This is a genomic window from Nocardia sp. BMG111209 (assembly GCF_000381925.1).
Taxonomy (GTDB): domain Bacteria; phylum Actinomycetota; class Actinomycetes; order Mycobacteriales; family Mycobacteriaceae; genus Nocardia.
The window spans coordinates 364,360-388,589 of sequence record NZ_KB907308.1; the positions used below are offsets into that span (position 1 = coordinate 364,360).

25 protein-coding genes are annotated in these 24,230 nt (G+C 70.0%); 16 read left to right on the forward strand and 9 right to left on the reverse strand.

Annotated elements, in window-relative coordinates; all coding sequences use genetic code 11:
* Window positions 1–107: 107 nt before the first annotated feature.
* Both G361_RS0125190 and G361_RS0125195 read left to right on the forward strand, forming a co-directional pair.
* Window positions 108–1,013, forward strand: a complete 906-nt coding sequence (locus G361_RS0125190; protein ID WP_026343484.1) for a 2-aminoethylphosphonate ABC transporter permease subunit — start codon at window positions 108–110, stop codon at window positions 1,011–1,013.
* A 2-nt stretch (window positions 1,014–1,015) separates the two neighbouring features.
* Complete coding sequence (locus G361_RS0125195; RefSeq protein ID WP_019929890.1) at window positions 1,016–1,813, forward strand: ABC transporter permease; 798 nt, start codon at window positions 1,016–1,018, stop codon at window positions 1,811–1,813.
* Window positions 1,814–1,829: 16 nt separating this feature from the next.
* On the opposite strand, the gene G361_RS0125200 is transcribed toward G361_RS0125195, so the two are convergent.
* The 3 genes from G361_RS0125200 to G361_RS44850 form a co-directional block, all read right to left on the reverse strand.
* A complete protein-coding gene (locus G361_RS0125200; protein WP_019929891.1) occupies window positions 1,830–2,762 on the reverse strand; it encodes an oxygenase MpaB family protein in 933 nt (310 codons plus the stop codon).
* A gap of 87 nt (window positions 2,763–2,849) precedes the next feature.
* Window positions 2,850–3,041, reverse strand: a complete 192-nt coding sequence (locus tag G361_RS0125205; RefSeq protein WP_019929892.1) for a ferredoxin — start codon at window positions 3,039–3,041, stop codon at window positions 2,850–2,852.
* A gap of 40 nt (window positions 3,042–3,081) precedes the next feature.
* A complete protein-coding gene (locus G361_RS44850; RefSeq protein ID WP_019929893.1) occupies window positions 3,082–3,711 on the reverse strand; it encodes a TetR/AcrR family transcriptional regulator in 630 nt (209 codons plus the stop codon).
* Window positions 3,712–3,770: 59 nt separating this feature from the next.
* Between G361_RS44850 and G361_RS0125215 the strand changes: the two genes are divergently transcribed.
* From G361_RS0125215 to G361_RS0125235, 4 genes are all read left to right on the forward strand, one after another.
* On the forward strand, window positions 3,771–5,306 hold the full coding sequence (locus G361_RS0125215; RefSeq protein ID WP_019929894.1) for a cytochrome P450: 1,536 nt from the start codon (window positions 3,771–3,773) through the stop codon (window positions 5,304–5,306).
* Window positions 5,307–5,338: 32 nt separating this feature from the next.
* Complete coding sequence (locus G361_RS0125220) at window positions 5,339–6,925, forward strand: succinic semialdehyde dehydrogenase (RefSeq protein ID WP_019929895.1); 1,587 nt, start codon at window positions 5,339–5,341, stop codon at window positions 6,923–6,925.
* Between the two features lie 259 nt (window positions 6,926–7,184).
* A complete protein-coding gene (locus tag G361_RS0125230) occupies window positions 7,185–8,822 on the forward strand; it encodes an AMP-binding protein (RefSeq protein ID WP_019929897.1) in 1,638 nt (545 codons plus the stop codon).
* A complete protein-coding gene (locus tag G361_RS0125235) occupies window positions 8,819–9,637 on the forward strand; it encodes an SDR family oxidoreductase (RefSeq protein WP_019929898.1) in 819 nt (272 codons plus the stop codon). Before G361_RS0125230 ends, G361_RS0125235 begins: the two co-directional genes overlap by 4 nt.
* 69 nt (window positions 9,638–9,706) lie before the next feature.
* On the opposite strand, the gene G361_RS0125240 is transcribed toward G361_RS0125235, so the two are convergent.
* Complete coding sequence (locus G361_RS0125240) at window positions 9,707–10,570, reverse strand: helix-turn-helix transcriptional regulator (RefSeq protein ID WP_026343487.1); 864 nt, start codon at window positions 10,568–10,570, stop codon at window positions 9,707–9,709.
* 214 nt (window positions 10,571–10,784) lie between these two features.
* Between G361_RS0125240 and G361_RS0125245 the strand changes: the two genes are divergently transcribed.
* A complete protein-coding gene (locus tag G361_RS0125245; RefSeq protein ID WP_019929900.1) occupies window positions 10,785–11,228 on the forward strand; it encodes a DUF4254 domain-containing protein in 444 nt (147 codons plus the stop codon).
* A gap of 179 nt (window positions 11,229–11,407) precedes the next feature.
* Here G361_RS0125245 and G361_RS0125250 read toward each other — a convergent pair whose 3' ends face one another.
* Both G361_RS0125250 and G361_RS0125255 read right to left on the reverse strand, forming a co-directional pair.
* On the reverse strand, window positions 11,408–12,265 hold the full coding sequence (locus G361_RS0125250) for an ABC transporter permease (RefSeq protein WP_019929901.1): 858 nt from the start codon (window positions 12,263–12,265) through the stop codon (window positions 11,408–11,410).
* Complete coding sequence (locus G361_RS0125255) at window positions 12,262–13,107, reverse strand: ABC transporter permease (protein ID WP_019929902.1); 846 nt, start codon at window positions 13,105–13,107, stop codon at window positions 12,262–12,264. Before G361_RS0125255 ends, G361_RS0125250 begins: the two co-directional genes overlap by 4 nt.
* A 172-nt stretch (window positions 13,108–13,279) precedes the next feature.
* Between G361_RS0125255 and G361_RS0125260 the strand changes: the two genes are divergently transcribed.
* Window positions 13,280–13,792, forward strand: a complete 513-nt coding sequence (locus G361_RS0125260; RefSeq protein ID WP_019929903.1) for a peroxynitrite isomerase — start codon at window positions 13,280–13,282, stop codon at window positions 13,790–13,792.
* Between the two features lie 171 nt (window positions 13,793–13,963).
* Entirely contained in the window at window positions 13,964–14,119 is a 156-nt protein-coding gene (locus tag G361_RS49705) for a hypothetical protein (RefSeq protein WP_019929904.1), read from the forward strand.
* A gap of 93 nt (window positions 14,120–14,212) precedes the next feature.
* On the opposite strand, the gene G361_RS0125270 is transcribed toward G361_RS49705, so the two are convergent.
* The gene (locus tag G361_RS0125270; RefSeq protein WP_026343491.1) at window positions 14,213–14,485 is read right to left on the reverse strand and encodes a DUF2631 domain-containing protein; all 273 of its coding nucleotides are present in this window, start codon (window positions 14,483–14,485) and stop codon (window positions 14,213–14,215) included.
* Window positions 14,486–14,629: 144 nt separating this feature from the next.
* On the opposite strand from G361_RS0125270, the gene dxr reads away from it, so the two are divergent.
* From dxr to G361_RS0125300, 6 genes are all read left to right on the forward strand, one after another.
* Window positions 14,630–15,769, forward strand: a complete 1,140-nt coding sequence (gene dxr / locus G361_RS0125275; protein ID WP_019929906.1) for a 1-deoxy-D-xylulose-5-phosphate reductoisomerase — start codon at window positions 14,630–14,632, stop codon at window positions 15,767–15,769.
* A gap of 33 nt (window positions 15,770–15,802) precedes the next feature.
* On the forward strand, window positions 15,803–17,023 hold the full coding sequence (locus G361_RS0125280; RefSeq protein WP_019929907.1) for an RIP metalloprotease: 1,221 nt from the start codon (window positions 15,803–15,805) through the stop codon (window positions 17,021–17,023).
* Between the two features lie 84 nt (window positions 17,024–17,107).
* Window positions 17,108–17,548, forward strand: coding sequence for a cyanase (gene cynS / locus G361_RS0125285; protein WP_019929908.1), 441 nt, complete (start codon window positions 17,108–17,110; stop codon window positions 17,546–17,548).
* Window positions 17,549–17,757: 209 nt separating this feature from the next.
* Window positions 17,758–18,891: a flavodoxin-dependent (E)-4-hydroxy-3-methylbut-2-enyl-diphosphate synthase gene (gene ispG, locus G361_RS0125290; protein ID WP_369797931.1), complete on the forward strand. Its 1,134-nt coding sequence runs from the start codon at window positions 17,758–17,760 to the stop codon at window positions 18,889–18,891.
* A gap of 48 nt (window positions 18,892–18,939) precedes the next feature.
* Complete coding sequence (locus tag G361_RS0125295) at window positions 18,940–19,803, forward strand: GNAT family N-acetyltransferase (protein WP_231387094.1); 864 nt, start codon at window positions 18,940–18,942, stop codon at window positions 19,801–19,803.
* 93 nt (window positions 19,804–19,896) lie between these two features.
* Entirely contained in the window at window positions 19,897–21,720 is a 1,824-nt protein-coding gene (locus tag G361_RS0125300) for a penicillin-binding transpeptidase domain-containing protein (protein WP_019929911.1), read from the forward strand.
* A gap of 217 nt (window positions 21,721–21,937) precedes the next feature.
* Here G361_RS0125300 and G361_RS0125310 read toward each other — a convergent pair whose 3' ends face one another.
* Window positions 21,938–22,657: a LysR family substrate-binding domain-containing protein gene (locus G361_RS0125310; RefSeq protein WP_036495744.1), complete on the reverse strand. Its 720-nt coding sequence runs from the start codon at window positions 22,655–22,657 to the stop codon at window positions 21,938–21,940.
* 26 nt (window positions 22,658–22,683) lie between these two features.
* Window positions 22,684–23,748 (reverse strand): hypothetical protein, encoded by a 1,065-nt coding sequence (locus G361_RS0125315; RefSeq protein WP_019929914.1) that lies wholly within the window; start codon window positions 23,746–23,748, stop codon window positions 22,684–22,686.
* Between the two features lie 55 nt (window positions 23,749–23,803).
* On the opposite strand from G361_RS0125315, the gene G361_RS0125320 reads away from it, so the two are divergent.
* On the forward strand, window positions 23,804–24,199 hold the full coding sequence (locus tag G361_RS0125320; protein WP_019929915.1) for a hypothetical protein: 396 nt from the start codon (window positions 23,804–23,806) through the stop codon (window positions 24,197–24,199).
* Window positions 24,200–24,230 lie beyond the last annotated feature (31 nt).

Below are 24,230 nucleotides of genomic sequence, written 5' to 3' on the forward strand. Positions count from 1 at the left end.
GTTGCGGACATCCGCCGTGCGGCAGTCGTCGGCATCGGCCGTACGGGCGGCGCGGGGTCGCGTCCGGTGGTCGGCCGAGCGGTCCCGAGCAGTCTGCGGGGGTGGCGATGAGCGTGTCGACTTCGCTGGAACCCGCAGTCGGCGAGGGGGATACGGGCGATTCTGCGCGGCGGGGTAGCCGGCGGGCCGTGCTGTGGGCACTGCCGCCGCTGATCGTGGTGCTCGTGATCGCGGTCTATCCGATCGTGCGGGTGCTCACCGAATCGACCGTGACCCCGGACGGGCGCGGGACGGCGGTGTGGTCGCAGGTGCTGGCCTCGCATTCGTTCCGGGACGCGTTGTGGCACACGGTATCCATCGCGGCCTGCGCGACGGCGGGGTGCCTGGTGCTGGGTACGTTCCTGGCGGTCGTGCTGGCGTTCGTGCCGTTTCCCGGTTCGGCGCTGGTGGGGCGGTTGATCGATACCGTGCTCACGCTGCCGTCGTTCCTGATCACACTGGCGTTCACCTTCCTCTACGGCACCGCCGGCGCGCTGAACGCGCTGCTCGCGAAATTCGGCGGAAACCACTCCCCCGCAGTACATTTCCTGACGACTCCGACGGGTGTGGTACTCGCCGAGGTCACCTACTTCACGCCGTTCGTGGTGCGTCCACTGCTGGCGGCGTTCGCGCAGTTGCCGCGCGAGCAGCTGGAAGTGGCCGCGAGCCTGGGCGGGTCGCCGTGGCGGGTGCTGCGGCAGGTGGTGCTGCCGGAGGCGTGGCCCGCGCTGGCCGCCGGCGGCAGCCTGGTATTGCTGTTGACGCTCAACGAGTTCGGCATCGTGCTGTTCACCGGCGCCAAAGGGGTCATCACGCTGCCCGCGCTGATCTACACCCGCGGCATCGTCACCTTCGACCTGCCCGGCGCGGCGGTCCTGGCCTCGGTACAGGTACTGCTGTCGCTGACGCTCTATGTCGGATACCGATTCCTGTTCGCGTGGTTCACCGGAACCCGCCGGGCACAGGAGGTCTGAACATGCTGGTGTGGACCGGACGTGGCCGGGCGGTGATCCTCGCGGTGTTCGCGCTGGTCGTCCTGGTGGTGTTCGCGGCGCCGATCGCCACCGTGGTGGCCGCCGCGCTCGCGGGCCGGTGGACCGGGCCGCTGCCGTCGCAGTTGGGGCTGGGCAACTTTCGCCACGCGCTGTCGGGTGAGGAGGCCGCGAGCCTCTCGGTGAGCCTGCAGACCGCGTTGCTCGCCGGGGCGGTGGCGCTGGTGCTGGGTACCTGGGCCGCACTCTCCGCGCGCGAGACCCCGGAGTGGTTGCGGCGCACCACCGACGCGGTGTTCCATCTGCCGGTGGCGGTGCCGTCGGTGGCGATCGGCCTCGGTGTGCTGATCGTGTTCAATCGGCAGCCGATCCTGTTGGGCGGCACCAAATGGATCGTGATCGTGGCGCACACCGTGCTGGTGCTCGCCTATTCCTACAGCGGGGTGTCGGCGGCGCTGGACCGGCTGGATCCGGCGTATCGGCAGGCCGCCGAATCGCTGGGCGCGGGCCCGGTCCGGGTGCTGACCCGGATCACGTTGCCGCTGCTGCTGCCCGCGCTGGGCGCGGCGGCGGGCCTGGCGATCGCGCTGTCGATGGGTGAGCTCGGCGCCACCGTGATGGTGTACCCGGCCACCTGGAAGACGTTGCCGGTCACCATCTTCGCCGCGACCGACCGCGGCGACGTGTTCGACGCCGCCGCCGACACCACGGTACTGGTGGCCGTCACGCTGGTGACGTTGCTGGTACTCGGCCGGATCCGCGGCCGCGCGGCCCTGCGCTGAGCGAGCCCGCCCCGATTCACTGCGCGCGGTTGAACTCTCGCCGCGGGTCCACTCCGGCGCGCTGCCACGCCGCGGCCGCCCACTTCACGTACAGCACGTTCACCGGCAGCCGGTTGAACACCGGGTTCAGAGCCCGCATCCCGGCAGCGAACCGCTGGAAACGCTTCTCCCGCTTGTCGTCCCAGTCCAGATCGCATACCGCGCGCATCTGCGGCGGCAGCGTGCCGACGATGACGAGCCGCAGGAAGGCGTTCAGCGGCGCGGACAATACGGTCCAGACCGGCTGCGGGATCTGCCGCGGCCGCGGCAGGCCCCGGCGCAGATAGCCGGTGCCGTAGCGGACCGACCGGGTCGGCACGAAGCGGTCCAGCATCGCGTCCCAGTAGGCGAGGAATTCCTCGTAGGTCTGCGGCTCACCGCGGTTGCTGACGCCGTAGAGCCGATACCAGGCCTTGCCCTCCTCGAAGATCTGCACCTTCTCGGCGTAGGACAGCCGGCGGATGAACGTATCCGTGGTGTAGATGACCTGATCCACGAAAGTGGCGTGGCCCCAATAGAACAGCTCCGGATTCAGGGCGTGGTAGCGCGATCCGTCACTGTCGACGGTGCCCTTGATATCGCGGTGGAAGTCGCGCACCTTCCGGCCCCAGTCGTACGGCGTCTCGGAGTACACCGTCTGCATGATCGCCTTGGCGCTGCGGCGGGCGCGGCCGAGGGTGTCGGTGAACACCACGGAGTGGTCCTCGACGGCCTTGCCGAGCTGTTCGATGCAGTTCTCGGTACCGGCGACGCGCTGAAAACCCAAGGTGCCGCGCACATCTCCGTAGAACTTCCACACCAGCGTCCGCGGCCCCAGCGGCGACTCACCGGCGGGTGACTCGTCGTCGACCGGCATCGGCACGGCCTCCCGAATTCCGGCATCGAACCCGGTCGCGTCGAATACCGCCATGCCCAGCACCCCTCGATGGAAGAATGTAACCAACTTTCTATCAGTGTTACAGCGACCCGTTCCGGGGCGCAAGTCGAGTGCGCGCGGTCACACGTCGGCCCAGCGCAACGCCTGCACGGGGCAACTGTCCACGGCGAGTCGCGCGTCGGCCGCGGCCGTCGCGGGCACCTCGCCGGTCACCGTCGCGCGCCCGTCGGCGTCCAGGGTGACCAGGTCCGGAATCAGCGACAGGCACATCGCGTGGCCTTCGCACACCTCGTGATCGGCGATCAGCCGCATGACTTCTCCTCGTCGGTGATGTATCGGAATTCGGCCGGGGTCAGCGCTGCCCGATCCCGGCCGCGGCGTCGACGCACAGCTGGGCGGCGGTGTCGAGCAGCACCTCGGGCGATACCGCCAGGCTGCCGCCGAGGTAGGCGGAGACGTTCTCGGCCAGGCCGCCGACCAGCATGCTGGTGGCCGCGACCAGGTACGGCCGCAGCGCCGGATCGTCGAGCCCGGCCAGCTCCACCATCTGGTCGGCCAGTACCGCGGCGAAGCCCTGCAGCACCGTGTCGCGCAGTTGTTGCAGGTCCTCGCGCGATCCGGCCTCGCGGAAGGTCCGCGCCTTGCGCGCGTCGGCGGCCAGTACGTCGAACATCGCCGTCGCCGCGGCCTTGCAGCGCAAGCGCAGCTCCGGCGGTTCGATGGTCAGCGCGGTCATGATCACGCCCGTGACCTCGACGAGCAGTTCGTCCACGACGGCGCGACGCAATTCGTCGAGGTTGGCGAAACTCTCGTAGAAATACCGCTCGGTGAGCCCGGCCGCCCCGCACACCGCCGTCATGGTCATCGCGGACATGCCGTCGCGGCCGATGACGTCCAGTCCGGCGTCCAGAATCCGCGCACGCCGCTCGGTCCGGCGCTGCTCGGCGCTCAGGCCACCGTAGTTCCGTGTCGCTCGTGCCATGATCCCATCTTGACAGACAATCCTGTCAGATCTACTTTTTCGACAGAGGTCACTGTCAGATGGACGGTGACCACGCGCATCGGTGTCGGCTGCATCCCTGGGGTATTCGGACGGCCGCGCCGGCCGACCACGAATCAGGAGGCCCGGCCGTGAACGCCTCGACCTGGAAACATGCCGCCCGGATCGCTCGCAGCGGCGCCGCCGCACTGACCAGCCGCTACCCCTCCGCGCCGCGCCCGCTGGCCGAGCCGCCGGCCGGCAGCGGACTGCTCCCGGTTCCCGGCGACGGCGGCGTCCCCTATCTGGGCGCCAGCCTGCAACTGCTCGACGATCCGCTGCGGTTCTTCCGCGGTCGCGAACGCCGCTACGGGCCGCTGTTCTGGTGCCGGGCGCTGGGCCGCGAGGTCGTGGTGGTCGGCGATCCGGCCGGGATGGAGCAGGTGCTGCTCGACCGCGAGAAGGTCTTCTCCGCGAAGGGCGGCTGGGACTTCCTGATCGGCGCCTTCTTCGACGGCGGAATCCTGTTGCGCGACTTCGAGGAACATCTGCACCACCGCCGGATCATGCAGCAGGCCTTCACCCGGCCGCGGCTGATCGGTTATCTGGACATCATCAATCCCGCGGTGACGCAACGACTCTCGACCTGGCGGCCGGGCGACGACTTCCGGCTGTTCGACGCCACGAAGAAGATGCTGCTGGAGACCGCCACCGAGGTGTTCGTCGGCGCGGATCTCGCTCCGGGACAGGCCGACCGGCTCGAGCGCGCCTTCATCGACGCCGTGCGCGGCGGTCAGGCGCTGGTCCGCGCGCCGCTGCCCGGCGGGATCTGGGCCCGCGGGCTGCGCGGCCGCCGGGTTCTCCAGGAGTTCTTCCGGGACCAGTTGCCGCGCAAGCGGTCCGGCGACGGCGCCGACCTGTTCAGCGTGCTGTGCCACAGCGCCAGCGTCGAGGGGCACACCTTCACCGACGCGGACATCGTCGACCACATGATCTTCGTGCTGATGGCCGCGCACGACACCAGCACTATCGCGCTGTCCATGCTGGCCTATCACCTGGCCCGGGATCCGCAGTGGCAGGACCGGTTGCGCGCCGAATCGCAGGCGCTGGGTACCGAACACCTCGGCTATCCGGATCTGGACCGGTTGCCGGGCCTGGACCTGGCGTTCAAGGAAACCCTGCGGATGTACTCGCCGGTGAGCCAGCAGATGCGGGAGGCGTTGCGCGACACCGAGATCAACGGTCACCATGTGCCCGCCGGCACGCTGGTGGCGGCCTCCTCGTATCCGATGATGCGCCGCTCCGGCCCCTGGCCGGACCCCGACCGCTGGGATCCGAGCCGATTCGAGGCCGACGCCGCATCGCGACATCGGTTCGCCTGGGCCCCCTTCGGCGGCGGCGCGCACAAGTGCATCGGCCTGTACTTCGGCGGGATGACGGTGAAATCCGTTCTGCACCAGATGTTGCTGCGCTACCGGTGGAGCGTGCCCGACGGGTACGAGGTGCCGCTGGAGATCGCCACCGGCCCGGCCCCCGCCGACGGCCTGCCGGTGCGCCTGGAACGCCTGCCCGCCCCCGCCGGGCTGCAGGTCGGCTGATCCGCCGAGACCGGAAACCAGTGGGAGACATCATGACCAGTACCTCCGTCCCGGTCGAGGCCGCCAACGCCGCCACCCCGCCGGACTCGATCACCCCCGACCTGCTGCGCCGGCTGCGGGAGCACCTCCCGCCGTCGGACGAATCGCGCAGCGCCACCGCGCCGTTCACCGGCGATACCCTGCCCGCGCTGCCCCGGACCACCGCGGCCGGGCTGGCCGATACCGTCGCCGCGGCCCGTGCCGCGCAACCGGAATGGGCGGCCCGATCGGTGCGCGAGCGCGAGCGCGTCGTGCTCCGCTTCGCCGCCGAACTGCTGGCCCACCGGGATCTGCTCTGCGATCTCATGCAATGGGAGACCGGTAAGGCCCGCGTCCACGCCGCCGTCGAGGCGCAGGGCGTGGTGTCGGTGGCCCGCTACTACGGCTACCGAGCCCACCACCACCTCGCCGAACGACGTGCGCGCAGTGTGCTGCCCGGCGTGGTGACCACCCGGGTCGGCTATCGGCCCAAGGGTGTGGTGGGGGTGATCGCGCCCTGGAACTATCCGCTGTTCCTGGCCGTCGGCGATGTGATCCCCGCCCTGCTGGCCGGCAACGCGGTGCTCAGCAAGGCCGATTCCCAGGCGCCCTGGACCCTGCTGGCCGCACGCGAACTGGCCGCGAGAGCCGGTGTGCCGCAGGATCTCTGGCGGATCGTCGCCGGACCCGGCAGCGCGATCGGCCCGGCGCTGATCGAGGCGGTCGACTACCTGTGCTTCACCGGCTCCACCGCCACCGGCCGCGATATCGCCCGCCGCTGCGCCGATCGGCTGATCGGCGCCTCCCTGGAACTCGGCGGCAAGAACGCGATGATCGTCTGCGCCGACGCCGATCTCACGGCCGCGGCCCGCGGCGCGGTGCAGGCGTGCTTCGCCAGCGCCGGGCAGATGTGTATCGGGATCGAGCGAATCTACGTGCACGAGAAGGTCTTCGACCGATTCGTGCGCGAACTGGCCGAGCGCACCCGCCGGATGCGGCTCGGCGCCGGCTACGGCTGGGACGTCGACATGGGCTCGCTGACCACCGCGGCCCAACTCGACACCACCGTCGCGCACATCCGCGACGCCGTCGACCGCGGGGCCGCCGTCGCCGCCGGCGGCCGGGCCCGCCCGGATCTCGGCCCCTACTTCCACGAGCCCACGGTCCTGACCGGCGTCACCGCCGAGATGCGGGTGTGCGCCGAGGAGACCTTCGGCCCGGTCGTCTCGGTGTACCCGGTCGCCTCCGAGGACGAGGCGATCGCCGCCGCCAACACCGGCGAATACGGCCTGTCCGCCAGCGTGTGGACCCGGGATGTGGCCCGCGGCACCGAGCTCGCCCGCCGCGTGGTCGCCGGCGCGGTGAACGTGAACGACGGATACCTGGCGGCGATCGCGTCGGTGGACGCGCCCATGGGCGGCATGCGCACCAGCGGCCTGGGCCGCCGCCACGGCCGCGAGGGCATCATCCGCTACACCGAACCCCAGACCGTCGCCGCCCAGCGCATCCCCACCCCGACCCCGGACACCCTGCGCGACACCTTCTTCGGCGGCTACGCCCGAGCCCAGCGCCTACTCGCCACCCTCCGCCCGAAACCGTGAACCACCCGAGCCCGGCCACCGAACGCCCTCCGGCCACGAGCACGAACCGACCGAACCCGGCCACCGACCACGCACCGACCACGAGCGTGAACGATCCGAGCCCGGCCACCGGACGCACTCGGGCCACGATCGTGAGCCGCCGGAACTCGGCCTCCCACCGCGCTCGGGCCGCACTCGAGCCCAACCGTCGCCACCGTGAACACGATGCACCGCAACCGGATTCGGCAATCGACCGGCGCGGTGCCCGGAAGGACAACCGATGACCTCCACCTCCACGGCGCTCGCGCGGGTGCGCACCGACGCGGCCGCGTTCGGTGTGCTGTTGCGCTCGGGCATGCTGTCGCTGCCGCCGAGAGCGGCACTGGTCAGTGCGAAATCCGTGCGCCGGTCGGGCCCGCTGGGTGGGCTGCCCACCGGCACCGCCGCGGCGTTCGGCGATCGGGTGGCGTTCCGCGACGATCGCGGGACGCTGACCTATCGCGAATTCGGCCGTCGCACCGAACGTTTCGCGCGGCTGTTCGCCACCGTGCCCGCGCGCTCCGGTGACCGGCCGGGCATCGGGATCCTGTGCCGCAACCACGCCGACGCGGTGGTCGCGCTGTGCGCGGCGGGGGCCGTCGGGGCGCGGGTGGTGCTGCTGAACTCCGATTTCGGCCGCCGCCAGATCGACGAGGTGGCGGCGCGGGAGGGCCTCGACGCCATCGTGTACGATGACGACTTCCAGTCCGCGCTGGCCGGATTCGACGGAATCACCTGGTGCGCCTGGCATTCCGGGCCGGAGCCGGACAATGCGCTGGGCCGGGCGGCGGCCGCCTTCCCGGCCGGGCCGCTGCCGAGCCCGCGGCGGCCGGGCATCGTGGTGATCCTCACCAGCGGTTCCAGCGGTACCCCGAAGGGTGCGCCGCGGGAATCACCCAACCCGCTGCTGCTGCCCGCGGGACTGCTGTCGCGCATCCCGCTGCGGCGCGGCGATCGAATCCTGTTGTCGGCGCCGGTCTTCCACGGCTGGGGGCTGATCATCACCACGATCGCGCTGCTGCTCGGCGCGGAGGTGGTGTTGCAGCGGCGCTTCGACGCCGGGCGCGCGCTGGACGAACTGACGGCGCGGCGGTGCACCGTCTTCGTCGCGGTGCCGACGATGGTGCGCCGGGTGCTCGCGCTCGGGGATCGGCTCGCCGCAGCGGATCTGAGCGCGCTGCGCATCGTCGGCAGCGGCGGGGCCCGGCTGGATCAGGAGGTGGTCCGGCAGGTCTTCGAGGCGTTCGGGCCGGTGCTGCACAACCTGTACGGGTCCACCGAGGCGTCCTACATCAGCATCGCGACCCCGGCCGATCTGCTGCACGCCCCCGACTGCGCGGGCCGGCCCGCGCTCGGGATCTCGGTCCGCATCGCCGCCGAGGACGGCCGCCCGCTGCCGTCGAACACCAACGGTCGCATCCTGGTTCGCACATCCGGTCAGGTCACCGAGTACACCGACGGCAGCAGCCGGGCGATGATCGACGGCTTCCTGGACACGGGCGACCGCGGTCATCTGGACGAGCGCGGCCGCCTCTACGTGACCGGCCGCTCGGACGGCATGATCGTCTCCGGCGGCGAGAACGTCTTCCCGGAGGAGGTCGAGCTGGTCCTGCAACGACATCCGCGCGTCGCGGACGCCGTCGTGGTACCGGTCGCCGACGCCGACTTCGGGCAGCGGCTGCGCGCCTATCTGGTCGCGGCCGACAACGGCACGGGCACAGGCGATCTCGACATCGCCGAGGTCCGGGCCCGACTGAGCGTGGAACTGCCGCGCTCCCGGATGCCACGCGACATCATCGTGGTGGCCGAACTACCCCGTGGCGCCTCCGGAAAAGTGTTGCGCCGCACGCTGGAAGAACTCGAGAGGAGTCATCCGTGACCCGCTTCGTCATCGCCGGGAAGGTGGCCGTCGTCACCGGCGGCGCCCGCGGCATCGGCCGTGCGATCGCCGCCGCGCTGCTGGCCCAGGGCGCGCACGTCGCCATCGGCGACATCGACACCGTGACGGTGAAGACCACCGCCGGCGACCTCGGCATCCTGGGCGACACCATGGATGTCACCGATCCCGCCTCGGTCGCGGCCTTCCTCGAACTGGTGCAGCGCGAACTCGGCCCGGTCGACCTCTGGATCAACAACGCGGGCATCATGCCGATCGGCCGGGTGCTGGAGCAGTCCGACGCGCTGGTCCGCCGCACCGTGGACATCAACGTGCACGGCGTGATCAACGGCAGCCGGGCAGCCGCCCGCGCGATGACCGGCCGCGGCGGCCGCATCGTGAACATCGCCTCGATCGCCGGGCGTATCCCGGCGCCGGGTATGGCGCTCTACAACGCCACGAAGTTCGCGGTGGTCGGCTTCAGCGAGGCGCTCGACGCCGAACTGGCGGATCAGGACATCCGGGTGTCGGCGGTCCTGCCGTCGTTCACCGCCACCGAACTCATCAGCGGGATCACGGTCAACCGGCTCAGCAAACCGGTGGCACCCGAACAGATCGCGGCCGCGGTGGTCTCGGTACTCGCGCACGGCCGTCGCCAGGCGGTGATTCCGGGCAGCCTCGCGCCCAGCGCCGCGATGTGGGCGATGCTGCCGCGACCGGTGAGCCGATTCCTGCGCCGCATCGCCGGATTCGAGGACGCCTTCCTGCACAGCGACGGGACCCGCGCCGCCTACGACGCCCGCATCGCGGGCGAGTGAACGCACCGCTACCGCGGTGACCCCGCCCCGGACCGCTCATACGCGCCGGACGGGGTCGCCGCGGACGGATCACTTCAACTGATCCGCGGCCTCGGTGACGAGGGTGACCGAATCGCGCGGGCTCAGCGCCATCGCGCGCAACTGGTCGAACATGACGCCGAAGCGGCGCACGCCGTCGCGGCCCTCCACGATGTCGTCGCCCGCGGCGCCCTCGATGTAGACCAGTTCCGGATCCGCCGGATCCTGGAAGTCGAGCACCACGAACGAACCGATCATCGCCGGATGCGCGCCCGCCTCGAACGGCAGCACCTGCAGGATCACGTTCCGCTTCTCGGACTCGTCGATCAGGCGCAGCAGCTGCTCACGCATCACGTCCGGGCCGCCGACCACCCGCCGGATCGCGGCCTCGTCCAGCACCACCCACAACTCCAGCGGCCGGTCCTGCCGGGTCAGCACCTTGGCCCGCTCGAACCGGGCCCGCAGGCGCTGCTCGATCACGGAACTCTCCGCCTTCGGCATGGTGGTGTCCAGAACCGCCCACGCATACCTCTCGGTCTGCAGAAGTCCGGGGATAAAGGACATTTCGAACAGCCGCGCCGACAATGCCGCATTCTCGAAGTTGATGAAGGCCGCGTAGACATCCGAGACGGCCGCCTCGAACGGCCGCGACATGCCCGGCTTCTGCGCCTCCTGCAGCAACTGCAGGGCATCCGCGCGGCGCTCGTCGTCGACCTCGTACAGGTCGAGCATCGCCATCAGCGTGCGCCGCTGCGGCCGCGCCTGCGCGGTCTCGATGCGGTACAACGTCGTCACGTTGATGCCGCTCCGGGCGCTGACCTCCTCTTTACTGACGCCGGCCAGCTCCCGCAGCTCCGTCAGCAGCACGGCCAGCCGCCGCAACTGCACGGTGAGCACGGTGCGTTTCCCTGCCATCGATACACTGACCTCCAGCCGTACCTCAGCTACCCGATGCATTTCCTAGAACGCATTTTTGCGTTCCAGCCCTTGTGTTCTTGCATCTGCAAGTAGCATCATGCATGTCAAGCCTAGTTCTGAAACACCGATCCCATGACCGGTATAGCTGAATCCGGAGACCAATCATGTTGGTGCGATTAGTGATACATCTGGCTGTGCAGGGGGCGCCGCGATGACGATGTCGATTGCCGGGGTGCTGCCGACCGCACCGCAACTGCTGTGCGCGTTCCAGGGGCGCCGCTTCCAGGACCGGGTCCTGTTGCGGTCGGCACGCGCGCTGGCCGAGTTGCACACGCGGCGGACGGAGATCCACGACCCCTTGATGGTCACCGAGATCGATTGCCGCCGTAGTGAACTCGTCGAGGACATCAACGACTGGGTGGAGCAGGAGCTGCCACAGCATCGTAACGGCGCCTCGCTGCACACCGAGAGCCTGGGTGCGGTGGTCGATCGCATGGCCCGCAGCTGGGTCGACGCCAACCTGGCGATCGATCGCGACGGACCGCGCAGTGACAATACCCATAAACACTGGTACCACCTGGCCGAACTGGTGGACGGTTACACTGATCTCGTGATCGACGTGGCCGGTGGCCGGCGTCGGTTGCCCGAGCAGTGAATCACCACCGAACGCGTTGACGCACACGGTCATTCCCTGCCAGCGGTAACGTCACCGAGCGGCCGTGCGCGGCCCCGGTCCGGGACGTTGCCCGCCAGGTACGGCGGGCGCAACGAGGCGCCCCGCCCGGCGTGCCGCGTAGTCGACTGGCGCGGCACGCCCGCCCTCGGCCGCATCGCTCAGGCCCGGCTCGCCCGCCGGTAGCCGACCGCCGCCGGTACCGCGAACAACGCCATCGCCGCCACCGACCACACCACGGTCGCCAGCAGCGGCCCCCGTACCGGACCGCCCACCGCCAGTCCGCGCATGGCGTCGACCGCACAGCTCATCGGCTGATGCGCGACGAACGGTTTCACCCAGTCCGGGTACGCGGTCAGCGGCACGAATCCGGTGCAGAAGAACATCAGCATCGACGAGCCCAGCGAAATCGCCTCCACCAGAGTCCCTTTCGCTGTGTACACCGCCGCCGTGGTGACCGCCGTGGCGAAGGCCAGGCCGTAGATCAGGGGCACGCTCACCAGCGCCAGCGCCGCCGGCAGGCCCTGCCGGAACCGGAAACCGAGGATCGAGCCGACGCCGAACAGCACCGCGGTGCAGAGCAGGATCCGCACACCCTCGGCGCAGATCCGGGCCAGCACGCCGGAGGCCCGATGCACCGGCAGCACCCAGAACCGCGCCAGCAACCCGGCATCGCGCTCGCGGCCCAGCGTCACCGCACCGGCGAGCGAGCCGGACATCACCGACACCAGGGTGGTCATCGGCACCGTGCCGTACAGCGCGTTGATCCCGGAGAAGGTCGAGATCTGCCCGCCCAGTACGGAATTCAGGATGATCAGCAACAGCGTCGGGAACAGCAGCGCCTGCGTCATCGTCACCGGATCCCGGCGCCAGCGCAACAACAGCCGCCGGGTCTGGATCGCGGTCTGGGGCACCAGCCGGGACCAGGTCTCGGTCCGGGCCGGCGCGATCGGCATCGGGGCCCGCTCCGCGACCGCCGCCGTCCGGGCCGGGGCCGGACGGGTACCCACGGGGATCATCGCTGCCTCCGCACGGCCAGCAGGATCACGGCGCCGCCACCGACGCCGAGGCCGGCGACGGTCCACAGTACGCCGGGCCCGAGCAGTGACCAGGTCACCGGCGGCGGATGCCCCGGCCGGTCACCCGCGAGCGCTCGCATCACGCCGACGAACTGCGAGACCGGCTGATTGCGCGCGAAACCCCGCATCCAGGCTGGGAATTGGAAGGCCGGGACGAATCCGGTGGACACCATGCCGAGGATCAGCTGCGGCAGCACCAGCATCTGCGTGGCCGCCTCCGGACTGCCCGACAGCCCGCCCGCCAGATCGCCCAGCGCGCCGAGCAATACCCCGAGCGACAACGCGAAGACCACGAAAGCCGCGGTCTGCCAACAGCTTCCGTAGAACCGGAAGCCGATCACGTAGCCGCACACCATCGCCGCGGCCAGCGAGATCGCCGTACGGTAGAGCACCGCCGCCGTGCGCGCGACCAACGGCGCGATCAGCGGCATCGGCATGGTGGCGAACCGGGTGTCCAGGCCGTCGCGGGCGTCGCTGGCCGACCGGAACGCCGCGGTGGTCGCGCAGAACGCCACCGCCTGCATCACGATCATCGGCATCAGGAACTGCGCGTACGAGCCGGATCCGTGCCCGACGAAGCTCATCACCCGATTCAGCGGGATGTAGAAGCCGACCGTGAACACCGTCGGCGCGAGCACCGCCATCAGCACCTCGCCGTTGCGCACCGACGGCCGGATCAGCCGCAGCGACAGCACCCAGCACTGGCGGACCGCGGACGGCCGCGGCGGTGCGGGCACCCCGCGGTATCCCGCTGTCACCGTGTCGATCACCTCGACGCTCATCGTCTCCCGCTCTCGTTCGACAACCGGTCCCCCACTGCCGGATCGGGTTTCATCTCACCAGAGTCATCGCAACCGGCGGCGCATCCGCAGCGGTATCGGCAGGTCTCGTGCTGTCAACCCCCGTCGGCACGAATCCGGCGCCGCCACGCCACCGGCCGGGCGTCGGCGCATTATGCTGTCCGCCGTGTTCGAACCCCAGTCAGCCGTCGCGCCCCATCCGGACATCGCCCACCTCGCCCCGCTGCTGGGGACCTGGCGCGGCTCGGGTCACGGTGAGTATCCGACGATCGAAGCGTTCGACTATCACGAGGAGATCCGGTTCGGTCACGTCGGCCGCCCGTTCCTGACCTACCGGCAGCGCACCCGGCACGCGGGCGACGGTCGCTCCCTGCACGCGGAGACCGGATATCTGCGCAGCGCGGGACCCGATCGCGTGGAACTGATCCTGGCCCATCCGACCGGGGTCACCGAAATCTGCGAGGGCAGTGTGAAGGTCACCGACGACGGACTGCAACTGGATCTCGACTCCACGCACATCGGGGTGAGCACCTCCGCGAAGCTCGTGACGGCACTGGGCCGCTCGCTGGTGCTGACCGACGACACCATCGACTACACGCTGCGGATGGCGGCGGTCGGGCAACCGACACGCCATCACCTTGCCGCCAGTTTGCGGCGAACCGGTTAATATCGGAAATCTAGGGCGTGACCTGCGGCATAGCCAATATTGGGCTGCACCTCCGGATGCGGTGGGCTTGTCGGACGGGAGTTTCCCGTTCTACCGTGTCCATGTCAGCTATTAGTTGGCAAACAGATGGTTCGAACTCTTCCCGACTCAGACCGATAAGGGAGAAGGAATATGAAGCGTTCGACGCTGACCCTCATCACCGCAGGCATGATCCTGGCCGGGACAGGCGCCGTCGAGCTGCTGGGCGACGCCTCCGCGGGGGCGACGTCGCCCGGCGACCTCGCCGCCACGATCAACGCTCACGGAACGGAGGTGCAATCGCCGTAACGATCCCACGAGCACGAAGCGACCACGTGAACCGGATGCGCCCCTGCAGAGCGCATCCGGTTCACGCTGTGTAGAGGCTGTGTAGAGAGAGCCCTACCTGGGCTTGCCCTGGAGGAAGGAGTCGCGGATGAGGACGCCGGCGAGGGCGGCGGCGAAACCGATCAGGTAGATGTCCTCGACGTGACCCTTGTGGTTGCCGATGAGCATGCACAGCAGGATCACCACGACAACCCAGCCCGCGCGGCGGAAGGTCTTGCGCGACTCGCCGCTCCAGCCCCAGGCGGCGGACGGAACCTCGGCGGGGTCGACCTTCGTGACGACGGCGCTCTTTGCCGGTTCCAGTTCCGTGGACACGTTCGCTCCCATCGGTTCGGGTAATGGTGCATTACCGCCTGCCATCGTCGCATACGACCGAGTGTCGTAGCCAGTTGGGCCACTGCCGGTGTCGCCGCCGCAACGGGTTCACCGGTCCGGGGTCTTCGGGGAATCGCGGCGGGTGACAATGGGTGCGTGTCCGACGTCGTGAGAGTCCTGCTGCTGGGCAGCACCGGTTCCATTGGCACCCAGGCGCTGGAGGTGATCGCCGCCGATCCGGATCGGTTCCGGGTCGCCGGGCTCGCCGCCCGCGGCGGCAACACCGGCCTACTCGCCGAACAGATCCGGGTCACCGGCGCCACCGAGGTCGCGGTGGCCGATCCGGCCGCCGCGGCGGAACTCGGTGTGGCACTGAGCGGTCCGGGCGCGGTCACCGAACTCGTGCGCCGCACCGACGCCGACGTGGTGCTCAACGCGCTGGTCGGCTCGCTCGGACTGGAACCCACGCTGGCCACGCTGGAATCCGGGCGGCGGCTCGCGCTCGCCAACAAGGAGTCGCTGGTGGCCGGCGGATCGCTGGTGACCCGCGCGGCGGCCCCGGGGCAGATCGTCCCGGTCGACTCCGAACATTCGGCGATGGCGCAGTGCCTGCGCTCGGGGCGGGCGGCCGAGGTCGATCGGCTGGTGCTCACCGCCTCCGGCGGGCCGTTCCGGGGGTGGAGCCGGGCGATGCTGGAATCGGTGAATCCGGCCGAGGCCAAGACCCACCCGACCTGGTCGATGGGCCCGATGAACACGCTGAATTCGGCCACCCTGGTGAACAAGGGGCTCGAGCTGATCGAGGCGCACATGTTGTTCGGGGTGCCGTACGACCACATCGATGTGACCGTGCATCCGCAGTCGATCGTGCATTCGATGGCGACCTTCACCGACGGCTCGACCATCGCCCAGGCCAGCCCGCCGGATATGCGGCTGCCGATCGCGCTCGCGCTGGGCTGGCCCGATCGGGTGCCGGGGACCCTGGCCCCGCTGGATTTCACGCAGGCGTTCACCTGGGAATTCGCCCCGGTCGACGACGAGGTCTTCCCGGCCGTCGAACTCGCGCGCCGGGCCGGACAGGCCGGGGGCAGCGTGACGGCGACCTACAACGCGGCCAACGAGGTCGCCGTCGCGGCCTTCCTCGCCGGGCGCATCCGATTCCCGCAGATCGTCGACACGGTGACCCGCGTGGTCGAGTCGGCCGACATGTGGACCCCGGAACCGGCTACCTTGGACGAGGTGCTCGCCGCCGATGCGTGGGCGCGGGGACTGGCGCGCTCCCTCGTGGACAATTGACGTAACGCGCATAGCAGGAAGGGTCGGTACCGGATGGGATTCGCGTTCGGATTCGTGCTGTTCGCAATCGGCATCACGGTGTCGGTCGCGCTGCACGAGTGCGGTCACATGTGGACGGCCCAGGCCACCGGCATGAAGGTCCGGCGGTATTTCGTCGGCTTCGGGCCGAAGGTCTGGTCGTTCCGCCGGGGTGAGACCGAGTACGGCGTCAAGGCGCTGCCACTGGGCGGCTTCTGCGATATCGCCGGGATGACCGCGCTGGACGAACTGGAGCCCGAGGAGCTCGACCGGGCCATGTACCGGCAGGCCACCTGGAAGCGGCTGCTGGTCATGATCGGCGGCATCCTGATGAACTTCCTGCTCGGCTTCCTGCTGATCGTGCTGCTGGCCGTCGCGTGGGGGCTGCCGCGGCTGGACAGCCCGCCGGCCACCCAGATCGTCCCGGCGGGCTGCGTGGCCGCCCAGAATCCCGACGGCAGCGCGGCGCCCTGTACCGGCGACGGTCCCGCGCAGATCGCGGGCCTGAAGCGCGGCGACCTGGTGACCGCGGTCGACGGCACCCCGATCAAGACCTGGGACCAGTTCAAGGCCCGCACCGAGGCCGCGACCGGCCCACTCACCTACACCGTCCGCCGCGACGGGCAGAGCCTGGACATCCGGGTGGTGCCCGAGCGGGTCGCCACCTATCCGGTGAATCCGGACACCAAGGTCCGCAGCACCACGCCGGTCCTGGTCGGCAAGGTCGGCGTCGGGCAGGACTACTACGACCCGCAGAAGTACAACGTGCTCGCCGCGCTGCCGGCCTCGGCCTCGTTCACCGGCGACATGTTCGGCAAGACCTTCGAATCGCTGGCCCAGATGCCCACCAAGGTCGTCAACCTGTGGCACGCGGTCACCGGCGGCGTGCGCGACCCGGACACCCCGGTCAGCGTGTACGGCGCCAGCAAGATCGGCGGCGAGACCGCCGAGCACGGCATGTGGGGCGCGTTCGTCCTGGTCCTGGCAAGCCTGAACTTCTTCCTGGGCGCCTTCAACCTGCTGCCGCTGCTGCCGCTGGACGGCGGTCACATCGCGGTCGTCCTCTACGAGAAGTTGCGCAACTCGCTGCGCGGCCGCCGCGGCCTGGCGCCCGGCGCACCCGTCGACTATCTGAAGCTGCTGCCCGCCACCTACGTGGTGGTCGTGATCGGCGGCGCCTACATGATCCTCACCGTCGTCGCCGACATCGTGAACCCGATCAAACTGTTCCCCTGATCGTGGGCCGGCCCGGAATCAACCTGGTCGAAACATGATTCGGTTAGCGTCGGGTCCGCACGGAACCGGCGAAGGGATGCGGCGATGACGAAGAAGGCGGCGGGCGAGGCCGTCCTGGCGGCGAAGCAGCGGCTGGGGATCGGCTGGGCGCAACTGGCCGAGGCGATCGGCCGTCCGCCCGCGTGGACGGTGGCGGCGCTGCTCGGGCAACATCCGGTGCCCGAGGCGGAGGCGAGGATCGTCGTCCAGGTGCTGGAACTCGACGACGACGTGCGGTGGGCGTTGCAGGCCCAGCCGACGCGCGGCTCGCTGGAGTCGCCGGTGCCCACCGATCCCACGATCTACCGCTTCTACGAGGTGCTGCAGGTCTACGGGCCCGCGATCAAGGAACTCATCCACGAGGAGTTCGGCGACGGGATCATGAGCGCGATCAACTTCCGGCTCGATGTGCGGCGCGAAGCCGATCCGGCCGGGGATCGGGTGGTCGTGACGCTGGACGGGAAATTCCTCCCTTATCAGTGGTAAGGGGGGTTTCGTGTCCGGATACGCGGGCATCCGGCGGGCGTCCGGCGCCGAATCACTGATGGCGGATCCCCAGAGGTGTGGCTTCCGCAGGGGGATGTCGGTGTCCTCACAGCACCCCCGTCACTCTCCGGCACTAGACTCGGGCGGCGAACGTGGAGCACGCAGACGAAAGTAGGCAGCCGAAGGTGAGTACAGCCGTCGCATTGGGAATGCCAGCCGCGCCAGCGGCGGTCCTCGCGCCGCGCCGTCAGACCCGCCAATTGCGAGTGGGCAGCGTCGGAGTGGGCAGTGACCACCCGATCTCCGTCCAGTCGATGACCACCACCAAGACCCACGACGTCAACGCGACGTTGCAGCAGATCGCGGAGTTGACCGCGAGCGGCTGCGATATCGTCCGCGTCGCCTGCCCCCGGCAGGAGGATGCCGACGCGCTGGCGGCGATCGCGCGCAAATCGCAGATCCCCGTCATCGCCGACATCCATTTCCAGCCGCGCTACATCTTCGCCGCGATCGACGCGGGATGTGCTGCGGTGCGGGTGAATCCGGGCAACATCAAGGAATTCGACGGCCGCGTCGGCGAGGTCGCCAAGGCCGCGGCCGCGGCGGGCATCCCGATCCGCATCGGCGTCAACGCCGGTTCGCTCGACAAGCGCATGCTCGAGAAGTACGGCAAGGCCACCCCGGAGGCGCTGGTCGAGTCGGCGCTGTGGGAGGCCTCGCTGTTCGAGGACCACGGCTTCGGCGACATCAAGATCTCGGTGAAGCACAACGATCCGGTGATCATGGTCGAGGCGTACCGGCAACTGGCCGCGGCCTGCGACTATCCGCTGCATCTGGGCGTGACCGAGGCCGGACCGGCCTTCCAGGGCACGATCAAATCGGCGGTGGCGTTCGGCGCGCTGCTCAGCGAGGGTATCGGCGACACCATCCGGGTCTCGCTGTCGGCGCCGCCGGCCGAGGAGATCAAGGTCGGTTCGCAGATCCTGCAGTCGCTGAACCTGCGGCCGCGCAAGCTCGAGATCGTCTCCTGCCCGTCCTGTGGCCGTGCCCAGGTCGACGTGTACACCCTCGCCGACCAGGTCACCGCCGGTCTCGAGGGTATGGAGGTCCCGTTGCGGGTCGCCGTCATGGGCTGTGTCGTCAACGGCCCGGGTGAGGCGCGCGAGGCCGATCTCGGGGTGGCCTCCGGTAACGGCAAGGGGCAGATCTTCGTCAAGGGCGAGGTCATCAAGACCGTGCCCGAGCACCTGATCGTGGAGACCCTCATCGAGGAGGCCCTGCGGCTGGCCGAGCAGATGGAAGGCAGCGAGGGCGGCGGCGGACCGGTCGTCGACGTCGGTTAGACATACGAAACACCAGCGCATCCGCACAGTTCGTGGCAGGCTGTGAAGGTGCGGAGTGTGCTGGATCCGAGACGGTCACGCAGCACCGGCGTTCGCCAACTGTCCAATCGCGACGTGGCGCAGGTGCTCCGGGTGCTTGACAGTGATCCGGTGGCGTGCTGCATGGTGGCCGCTCGGTTGCAGGAATGCGGTGTGGACACCCGTGCCGGCGGCCATGGTGAGCTGTGGACCCGCAGCAACCCGGTCGACTCGCTGTGCTTCTCCGGCGCCAATCTGATGCCGTTGCGTGGCGATCGGGACGATCTGCGGGCCTTCGCCGAACGGGCGGCCCGCTGGCCGCGGGTGTGCTCGTCGGTGGTCGGCCGCAAGGAGCTGGCGCTGCCGTTGTGGGAGCTGCTGGCCGATCGCTGGGGACCGGCCCGGGAACTGCGCCCCGACCAGCCGTTGCTGGCGCTGGACGGGCCCGCGCGGATCGTCGCGGATCCGCTGGTACGCCGGGTGCGGCTGGACGAACTGGATCGGTACCTGGTCGCCGCGGTGGCGATGTTCACCGAGGAGATCGGGGTCGATCCGCGCGCGGGGGACGGCGGCCGCAGCTATCGCCGCCGGGTCGCGAACCTGATCCAGTCCGGCCGGGCCTGGGCCCGGTTCGAGGACGGCGAGGTCGTGTACAAGGCCGAGGTGGGCGCGATGTCCCGCCGGACCGGCCAGATCCAGGGCGTCTGGGTGCATCCGGAGTGGCGCGGACGCGGTATCGGCACCTCGGGCACGGCGGCGCTGGCGAACGCCGTGGTCGCCACCGGCCGCACCGCGAGCCTGTACGTGAACAACTTCAACGAGGTCGCGCGGCGCTCGTACGCGAAGATCGGTTTCGATCAGGTCGCCACCTTCTCGACCGTCCTGGTCGACTGAACAGTATCTCCGGAACACCACTTTCACAGCGGCGGCGGCACATTCGCGTGTCGGACGGCCGGCGCGGGGGCGGCTGTCTACGATTACGCACCGATGTCGACACAGGTGCTGCTGCGTTGCGTTACCGCCGCCGCGTCGGCCGCGGTCCTCGTCACCGCCGCCGGGGGGTGTGCCGCCGGACGGCACGGTCCCGCCGCCGCGGCCGACGAATTCGTCTCGGCGTTCGCCCGTCACGACACCACCGCCGCGGCGACGCTCACCAACCACCCCGACCATGCCGCCGACGCCCTGGCCGCGGCCTGGGACGACCTACAGGCCGAACAGCTGAGCGCGCACGTCGGCGCCGCCCGCATCACGGGCGACACCGCGACCGTCGACTACACCTATCAGTGGCGGCTGCCCAAGCGGCGCGTGTGGACCTACGGCGGGGTACTGCAGATGGGCCGCAGCGAGGGCCGCTGGCAGGTGCGCTGGTCGGCCTCGGACATCCATCCGAAACTGGGTGACACGCAACGGCTGGAGCTGCGCGCGCTGCCCGCCCCGCGCGCCCGGGTCAACGAACGGGCCGGCAGCGATGTGCTGATTCCCGGTGTGGTGCACACCATCTCGTTCACCGCGTCCGGGACGCCGGAACCCGCGGCCGCGGCCGGGGCGCTGGCCGCCGCGCTGGCGCCGGTCGATCCCGCCGTGACCACCGACTCGATCCTGGCGGCCACCCGCCGCCGGTTCGCGGGCGCGGTCGGGGTCGCGCTGCTGAACGACGGCGAATTCGACCAGGTGAGTGGGCAATTGGCCGGAATACCCGGCGTCGGCGTCGACCGGCAGTGGGATCTGCTGCCCACCGACCGCGGTTTCGCCCCCGATCTGCTGGCCGAGGTGCGCAAGACCGTCATCGACGAGGTGGACGGCAAGGCGGGGTGGAGTGTGGTCACCGTCAACGCGAACGGGGTGGACACCGACGTGCTCACCGAATCGGAACCCCAACCGGCGCCGTCGTTCTCGCTGAGCGTGGACCGTTTCGTGCAGAACGCCGCGCAGCAGGCGGTCGACCGGCCCACCGATCCGGCGATGATGGTGGTGATGCAGCCGTCCACCGGGGCGATCCTGGCGGTGGCGCAGAACCGGGCCGCGGATACCGACGGGCCGGTCGCCATGATCGGCCTGTACCCGCCGGGTTCGACGTTCAAGACGGTGACCGCGGTGGCGGCGATGGATCGCGGGATGGCCACCCCGGACACCGTGCTGCCCTGCCCGCGCAACGTGATCATCGGCGACCGGACCATCCCCAACTACAACGAGTTCACCATCGGCGACGCGCCGATGTCGGACGCCTACGAACGCTCCTGCAACACCACCTTCGCCAAGCTGGCCAGCGAATTGCCCGCGGACGCACTGACTTCCACCGCCGCCGCGTTCGGCATCGGCCCGGACTACACGGTCGCGGGGATGACGACGGTCTCGGGATCGGTACCGCGCGCCGACGACCTGATCCAGCGCACCGAGGACGGTATCGGGCAGGGGCGGGTGCTGGTCAGCCCGTTCGGGATGGCGCTGCTGGCCGCCACGGTGGCGCGGGGTTCCGTGCCGGTGCCGTATCTGATCTCGGGGCACGAGACCAAGATCGGGGCCAAACCGGACGCACCCGAGGTGCCCGCTTTGTCCGAGGAGGTGCTGGCCGGGCTGCGGACGATGATGCGCAAGGTGGTCACCGGCGGTACCGCGGGGCGGATCGCCGATATGGGTGAGGTGTTCGGGAAGACCGGTGAGGCGGAGGTGGACGGGGGGTCGCACTCGTGGTTCGTGGGTTATCGCGGGGATCTGGCGTTCGCGACATTGCTGGTGCGGGGCGGGAGTTCGGATCACGCGGTGGCGGTGACGCGCGACATGCTGGCCGCGTTGCCGCCGGGTACGGCGTAGTTGCGTGGTTCGCGGTGACCGGGGTCGGCGTGGGCGGTGACGGCTCGGCCAGGGTCCGCCTCGGCAGGGTCCGGCTCGGCAGGGTCCGGCTCGGCAGGGTCCGGCTCGGCAGGGTCCGGCTCGGCCGAGTGACTGCTCAGCCGGAGGTCGGCTCGGCCGGGTGACGGCTCGGCCGGGTGACGGTGCGGCCGGGGTCGGTGCGGCCGGGGTCGGAGGTTCAGCGGCCGCGGCGGCGGGGTGGTTTCCGTTGTGCCGCTGCGGGTTTGCGGCCGGAGGGGGTTCGGGGGCGGTTGCGGCTCGCGGTTGGGTTGGGGGACGCGGCGGCGCGGGGGGTGGCTTTGCGGTCCGTTTTCTCCTGTGCCGCACCGTTTTCCGGGGTGGTCGAGCGGGAGCTGCGTTCGGTGCGGCCGCGGACGATGCCGATGAATTCCTGGATCGCGTCGGTGTCGAGGGTGCGGGGCCAGGCGAGGCCGATCTCGGTGTCGGGGGCGTCGGTGATCACGCGGTTCACCAGATCGCGGCGGTGGTGCAGGCGGGCCAGGGAGTGCGGCATGACGGCGGCGCCGCCGACCGCGGCGACCAGTTCCACCGTCGCCGCGAGGGCGTCGAGGTCGGAGGCGTCCTGCATGCGCTCGTCGGCCAGGTCGGCGGTGCTCACCTCGTCGAACAGCGAGATCGGGTGATCCTTCGGGACCACCACGACCGGTCGTTCCCGGTAGAGCGGGATGAGGTGCAGATCCGCGCGCTCGATCGGTTCGCGGACGAAGCACATGTCGACGCGGCCCTCCCGGAGCGCGGTCCCCTGTTCGGCCTGCGGAACCTGGACCAGTTCCAGCGGGGTGTCCGGGAAGCGGTCGGCCCAGCGGCCCGCCCACTTCGCGACGGTCACGCCCGGTACGTATCCGATCCGCAACGCCCCCGCTGCCAACTCGTCCATGCGGGTCAGGGTACGTGAGCTGCGGATCAGTCCGGTCGGCACCAGTCGCTGCGATAGGCGGCGAGGTCGTCGGGGGTGGCGGTGAAGTCGACGTAGAGCGCCACGCCGAAGGATTCCCGGCCCGGCGCGGTGCGACTGAGGCCCAGCCGGGCTCCCCGGACGGCGCCGGCCACCGTCTCGGCGTCGCCGTGATGGCCGTAGTCCTCGGCCCAGAAGACCGGCACGCCCATCAGCAACAGGGTCTGCTGAGGGGTGACCTGCAACGCGAGTTTCGTCTGTTCGGCGAGGTAACCGCCGTAGAGGGATTCGGTCGGCATCCAGGTGTCGTAGGACATCACCGCGATCTGGTCGACCCGGCGCGCGACCTCCGCGAAATACGATTGGGCCCAGAACTTTCCGTGACCGGCCAGGGTCACGTAGAGGTGGTGCAGGCCCGGCAGCGGGTCGATCTGCGGTGCCGACACCGACAGTCGGGCGTGCCGGGCGGTGGTGAGCGCGCGGGTACGGTCCAGCACGGTCAGGTAGTCCGGGGATCCGGAGCGGACCGGCTCCAGATCGTAATGGACGCCGTCGAATCCGAGGTCCAGCACGTGAGTCACGGAGTCCAGCAGCCGATCCCGGGTCGCCGGGTCCTCCAGGTGCAGCGCGTCGTGCTCGGGCGCCACGAAATCGCCGAGCCAGGACTGCACCCGGATGCCGGGCAGCAGCCGATGCGCGGTGGTGACGAACCAGCCCGCCAACGGCGACAGCTGCGGGTCGAGACTGCCGTCGTCGGACAGCGGACCGGTGTGCACGTACAGATCGGTGATACCGCTGCCGGCCAGCCGCCGGCCCAGTTCCGCCACATCGGCCTCGGTCTTGCGGCCGTCGACCCAGGCGTGGCCCAGCCAGAACGCGTCGTGGCCGCGGGTGCGGGCATCGGCGGCGGGACGGCCGTGGTCGGCGGTCCACAGGGTGAGCAGGGCCGTCAGCGGCAGCAGCAGCGCCAGGCACACCACCAGGATCACGCTGAGCGAGACCCGCCGCAGTCGCGACCAGCTTCGCCACCGCCCCACCGCCCCCGCGAACCGTCTCCGCACGAATTCCCGCATCCCGCAATGCTATGCGGTCGCCACCGGCCGGAGGGAACCGTGGAAATATGGATTCATGAGTAAGGTGCGCCGCAGCGTGGGCGGAGAATCGCCGGACAATCGGGCCGCGGGTGTGCTGCGGTTTCTGACCGAGCTCATCGGGTGGGTGGCGACGCCGTGGGCACTGGCCTCCGCGTCGATCGTGTTGTCCGCGGTGTCGGTGATCGTGCTGATCGGCCTGCCCGCGGTGATCGGCACGCCGGGTGACCGGCCGTCGCCGGTTGCGGTGCCGGGGGCGGTGACCATCACGATGATGGTCGTGGAGTTCGCGGCCGCGGCGATTTCGGTGTGGTTCATCTGGTGGCCGGCGATCGGTGTGGTGGTGCTGTTGCTCGTGGTGGCCGCGGTCGTGGCCGGGCTGCCGCGGTGGCGGTGGCTGCTGGCCTACGACCGGCGGCGGCGTTCGGCCTGACCCGGCACTCCGGCAGCATTTGCCGCGATCG

Coding starts and splice junctions, on each gene's coding strand:
- G361_RS0125190 (WP_026343484.1), top strand. CDS start 108: ATGAGCGTGTCGACTTCGCTGGAACCCGCAGTCGGCGAGGGGGATACG.
- G361_RS0125195 (WP_019929890.1), top strand. CDS start 1,016: ATGCTGGTGTGGACCGGACGTGGCCGGGCGGTGATCCTCGCGGTGTTC.
- G361_RS0125200 (WP_019929891.1), bottom strand. CDS start 2,762: ATGGCGGTATTCGACGCGACCGGGTTCGATGCCGGAATTCGGGAGGCC.
- G361_RS0125205 (WP_019929892.1), bottom strand. CDS start 3,041: ATGCGGCTGATCGCCGATCACGAGGTGTGCGAAGGCCACGCGATGTGC.
- G361_RS44850 (WP_019929893.1), bottom strand. CDS start 3,711: ATGGCACGAGCGACACGGAACTACGGTGGCCTGAGCGCCGAGCAGCGC.
- G361_RS0125215 (WP_019929894.1), top strand. CDS start 3,771: ATGGACGGTGACCACGCGCATCGGTGTCGGCTGCATCCCTGGGGTATT.
- G361_RS0125220 (WP_019929895.1), top strand. CDS start 5,339: ATGACCAGTACCTCCGTCCCGGTCGAGGCCGCCAACGCCGCCACCCCG.
- G361_RS0125230 (WP_019929897.1), top strand. CDS start 7,185: ATGACCTCCACCTCCACGGCGCTCGCGCGGGTGCGCACCGACGCGGCC.
- G361_RS0125240 (WP_026343487.1), bottom strand. CDS start 10,570: ATGGCAGGGAAACGCACCGTGCTCACCGTGCAGTTGCGGCGGCTGGCC.
- G361_RS0125245 (WP_019929900.1), top strand. CDS start 10,785: ATGACGATGTCGATTGCCGGGGTGCTGCCGACCGCACCGCAACTGCTG.
- G361_RS0125250 (WP_019929901.1), bottom strand. CDS start 12,265: ATGATCCCCGTGGGTACCCGTCCGGCCCCGGCCCGGACGGCGGCGGTC.
- G361_RS0125255 (WP_019929902.1), bottom strand. CDS start 13,107: ATGAGCGTCGAGGTGATCGACACGGTGACAGCGGGATACCGCGGGGTG.
- G361_RS0125260 (WP_019929903.1), top strand. CDS start 13,280: ATGCTGTCCGCCGTGTTCGAACCCCAGTCAGCCGTCGCGCCCCATCCG.
- G361_RS49705 (WP_019929904.1), top strand. CDS start 13,964: ATGAAGCGTTCGACGCTGACCCTCATCACCGCAGGCATGATCCTGGCC.
- G361_RS0125270 (WP_026343491.1), bottom strand. CDS start 14,485: ATGGGAGCGAACGTGTCCACGGAACTGGAACCGGCAAAGAGCGCCGTC.
- G361_RS0125280 (WP_019929907.1), top strand. CDS start 15,803: ATGGGATTCGCGTTCGGATTCGTGCTGTTCGCAATCGGCATCACGGTG.
- cynS (WP_019929908.1), top strand. CDS start 17,108: ATGACGAAGAAGGCGGCGGGCGAGGCCGTCCTGGCGGCGAAGCAGCGG.
- ispG (WP_369797931.1), top strand. CDS start 17,758: ATGCCAGCCGCGCCAGCGGCGGTCCTCGCGCCGCGCCGTCAGACCCGC.
- G361_RS0125300 (WP_019929911.1), top strand. CDS start 19,897: ATGTCGACACAGGTGCTGCTGCGTTGCGTTACCGCCGCCGCGTCGGCC.
- G361_RS0125310 (WP_036495744.1), bottom strand. CDS start 22,657: ATGGACGAGTTGGCAGCGGGGGCGTTGCGGATCGGATACGTACCGGGC.
- G361_RS0125315 (WP_019929914.1), bottom strand. CDS start 23,748: ATGCGGGAATTCGTGCGGAGACGGTTCGCGGGGGCGGTGGGGCGGTGG.
- G361_RS0125320 (WP_019929915.1), top strand. CDS start 23,804: ATGAGTAAGGTGCGCCGCAGCGTGGGCGGAGAATCGCCGGACAATCGG.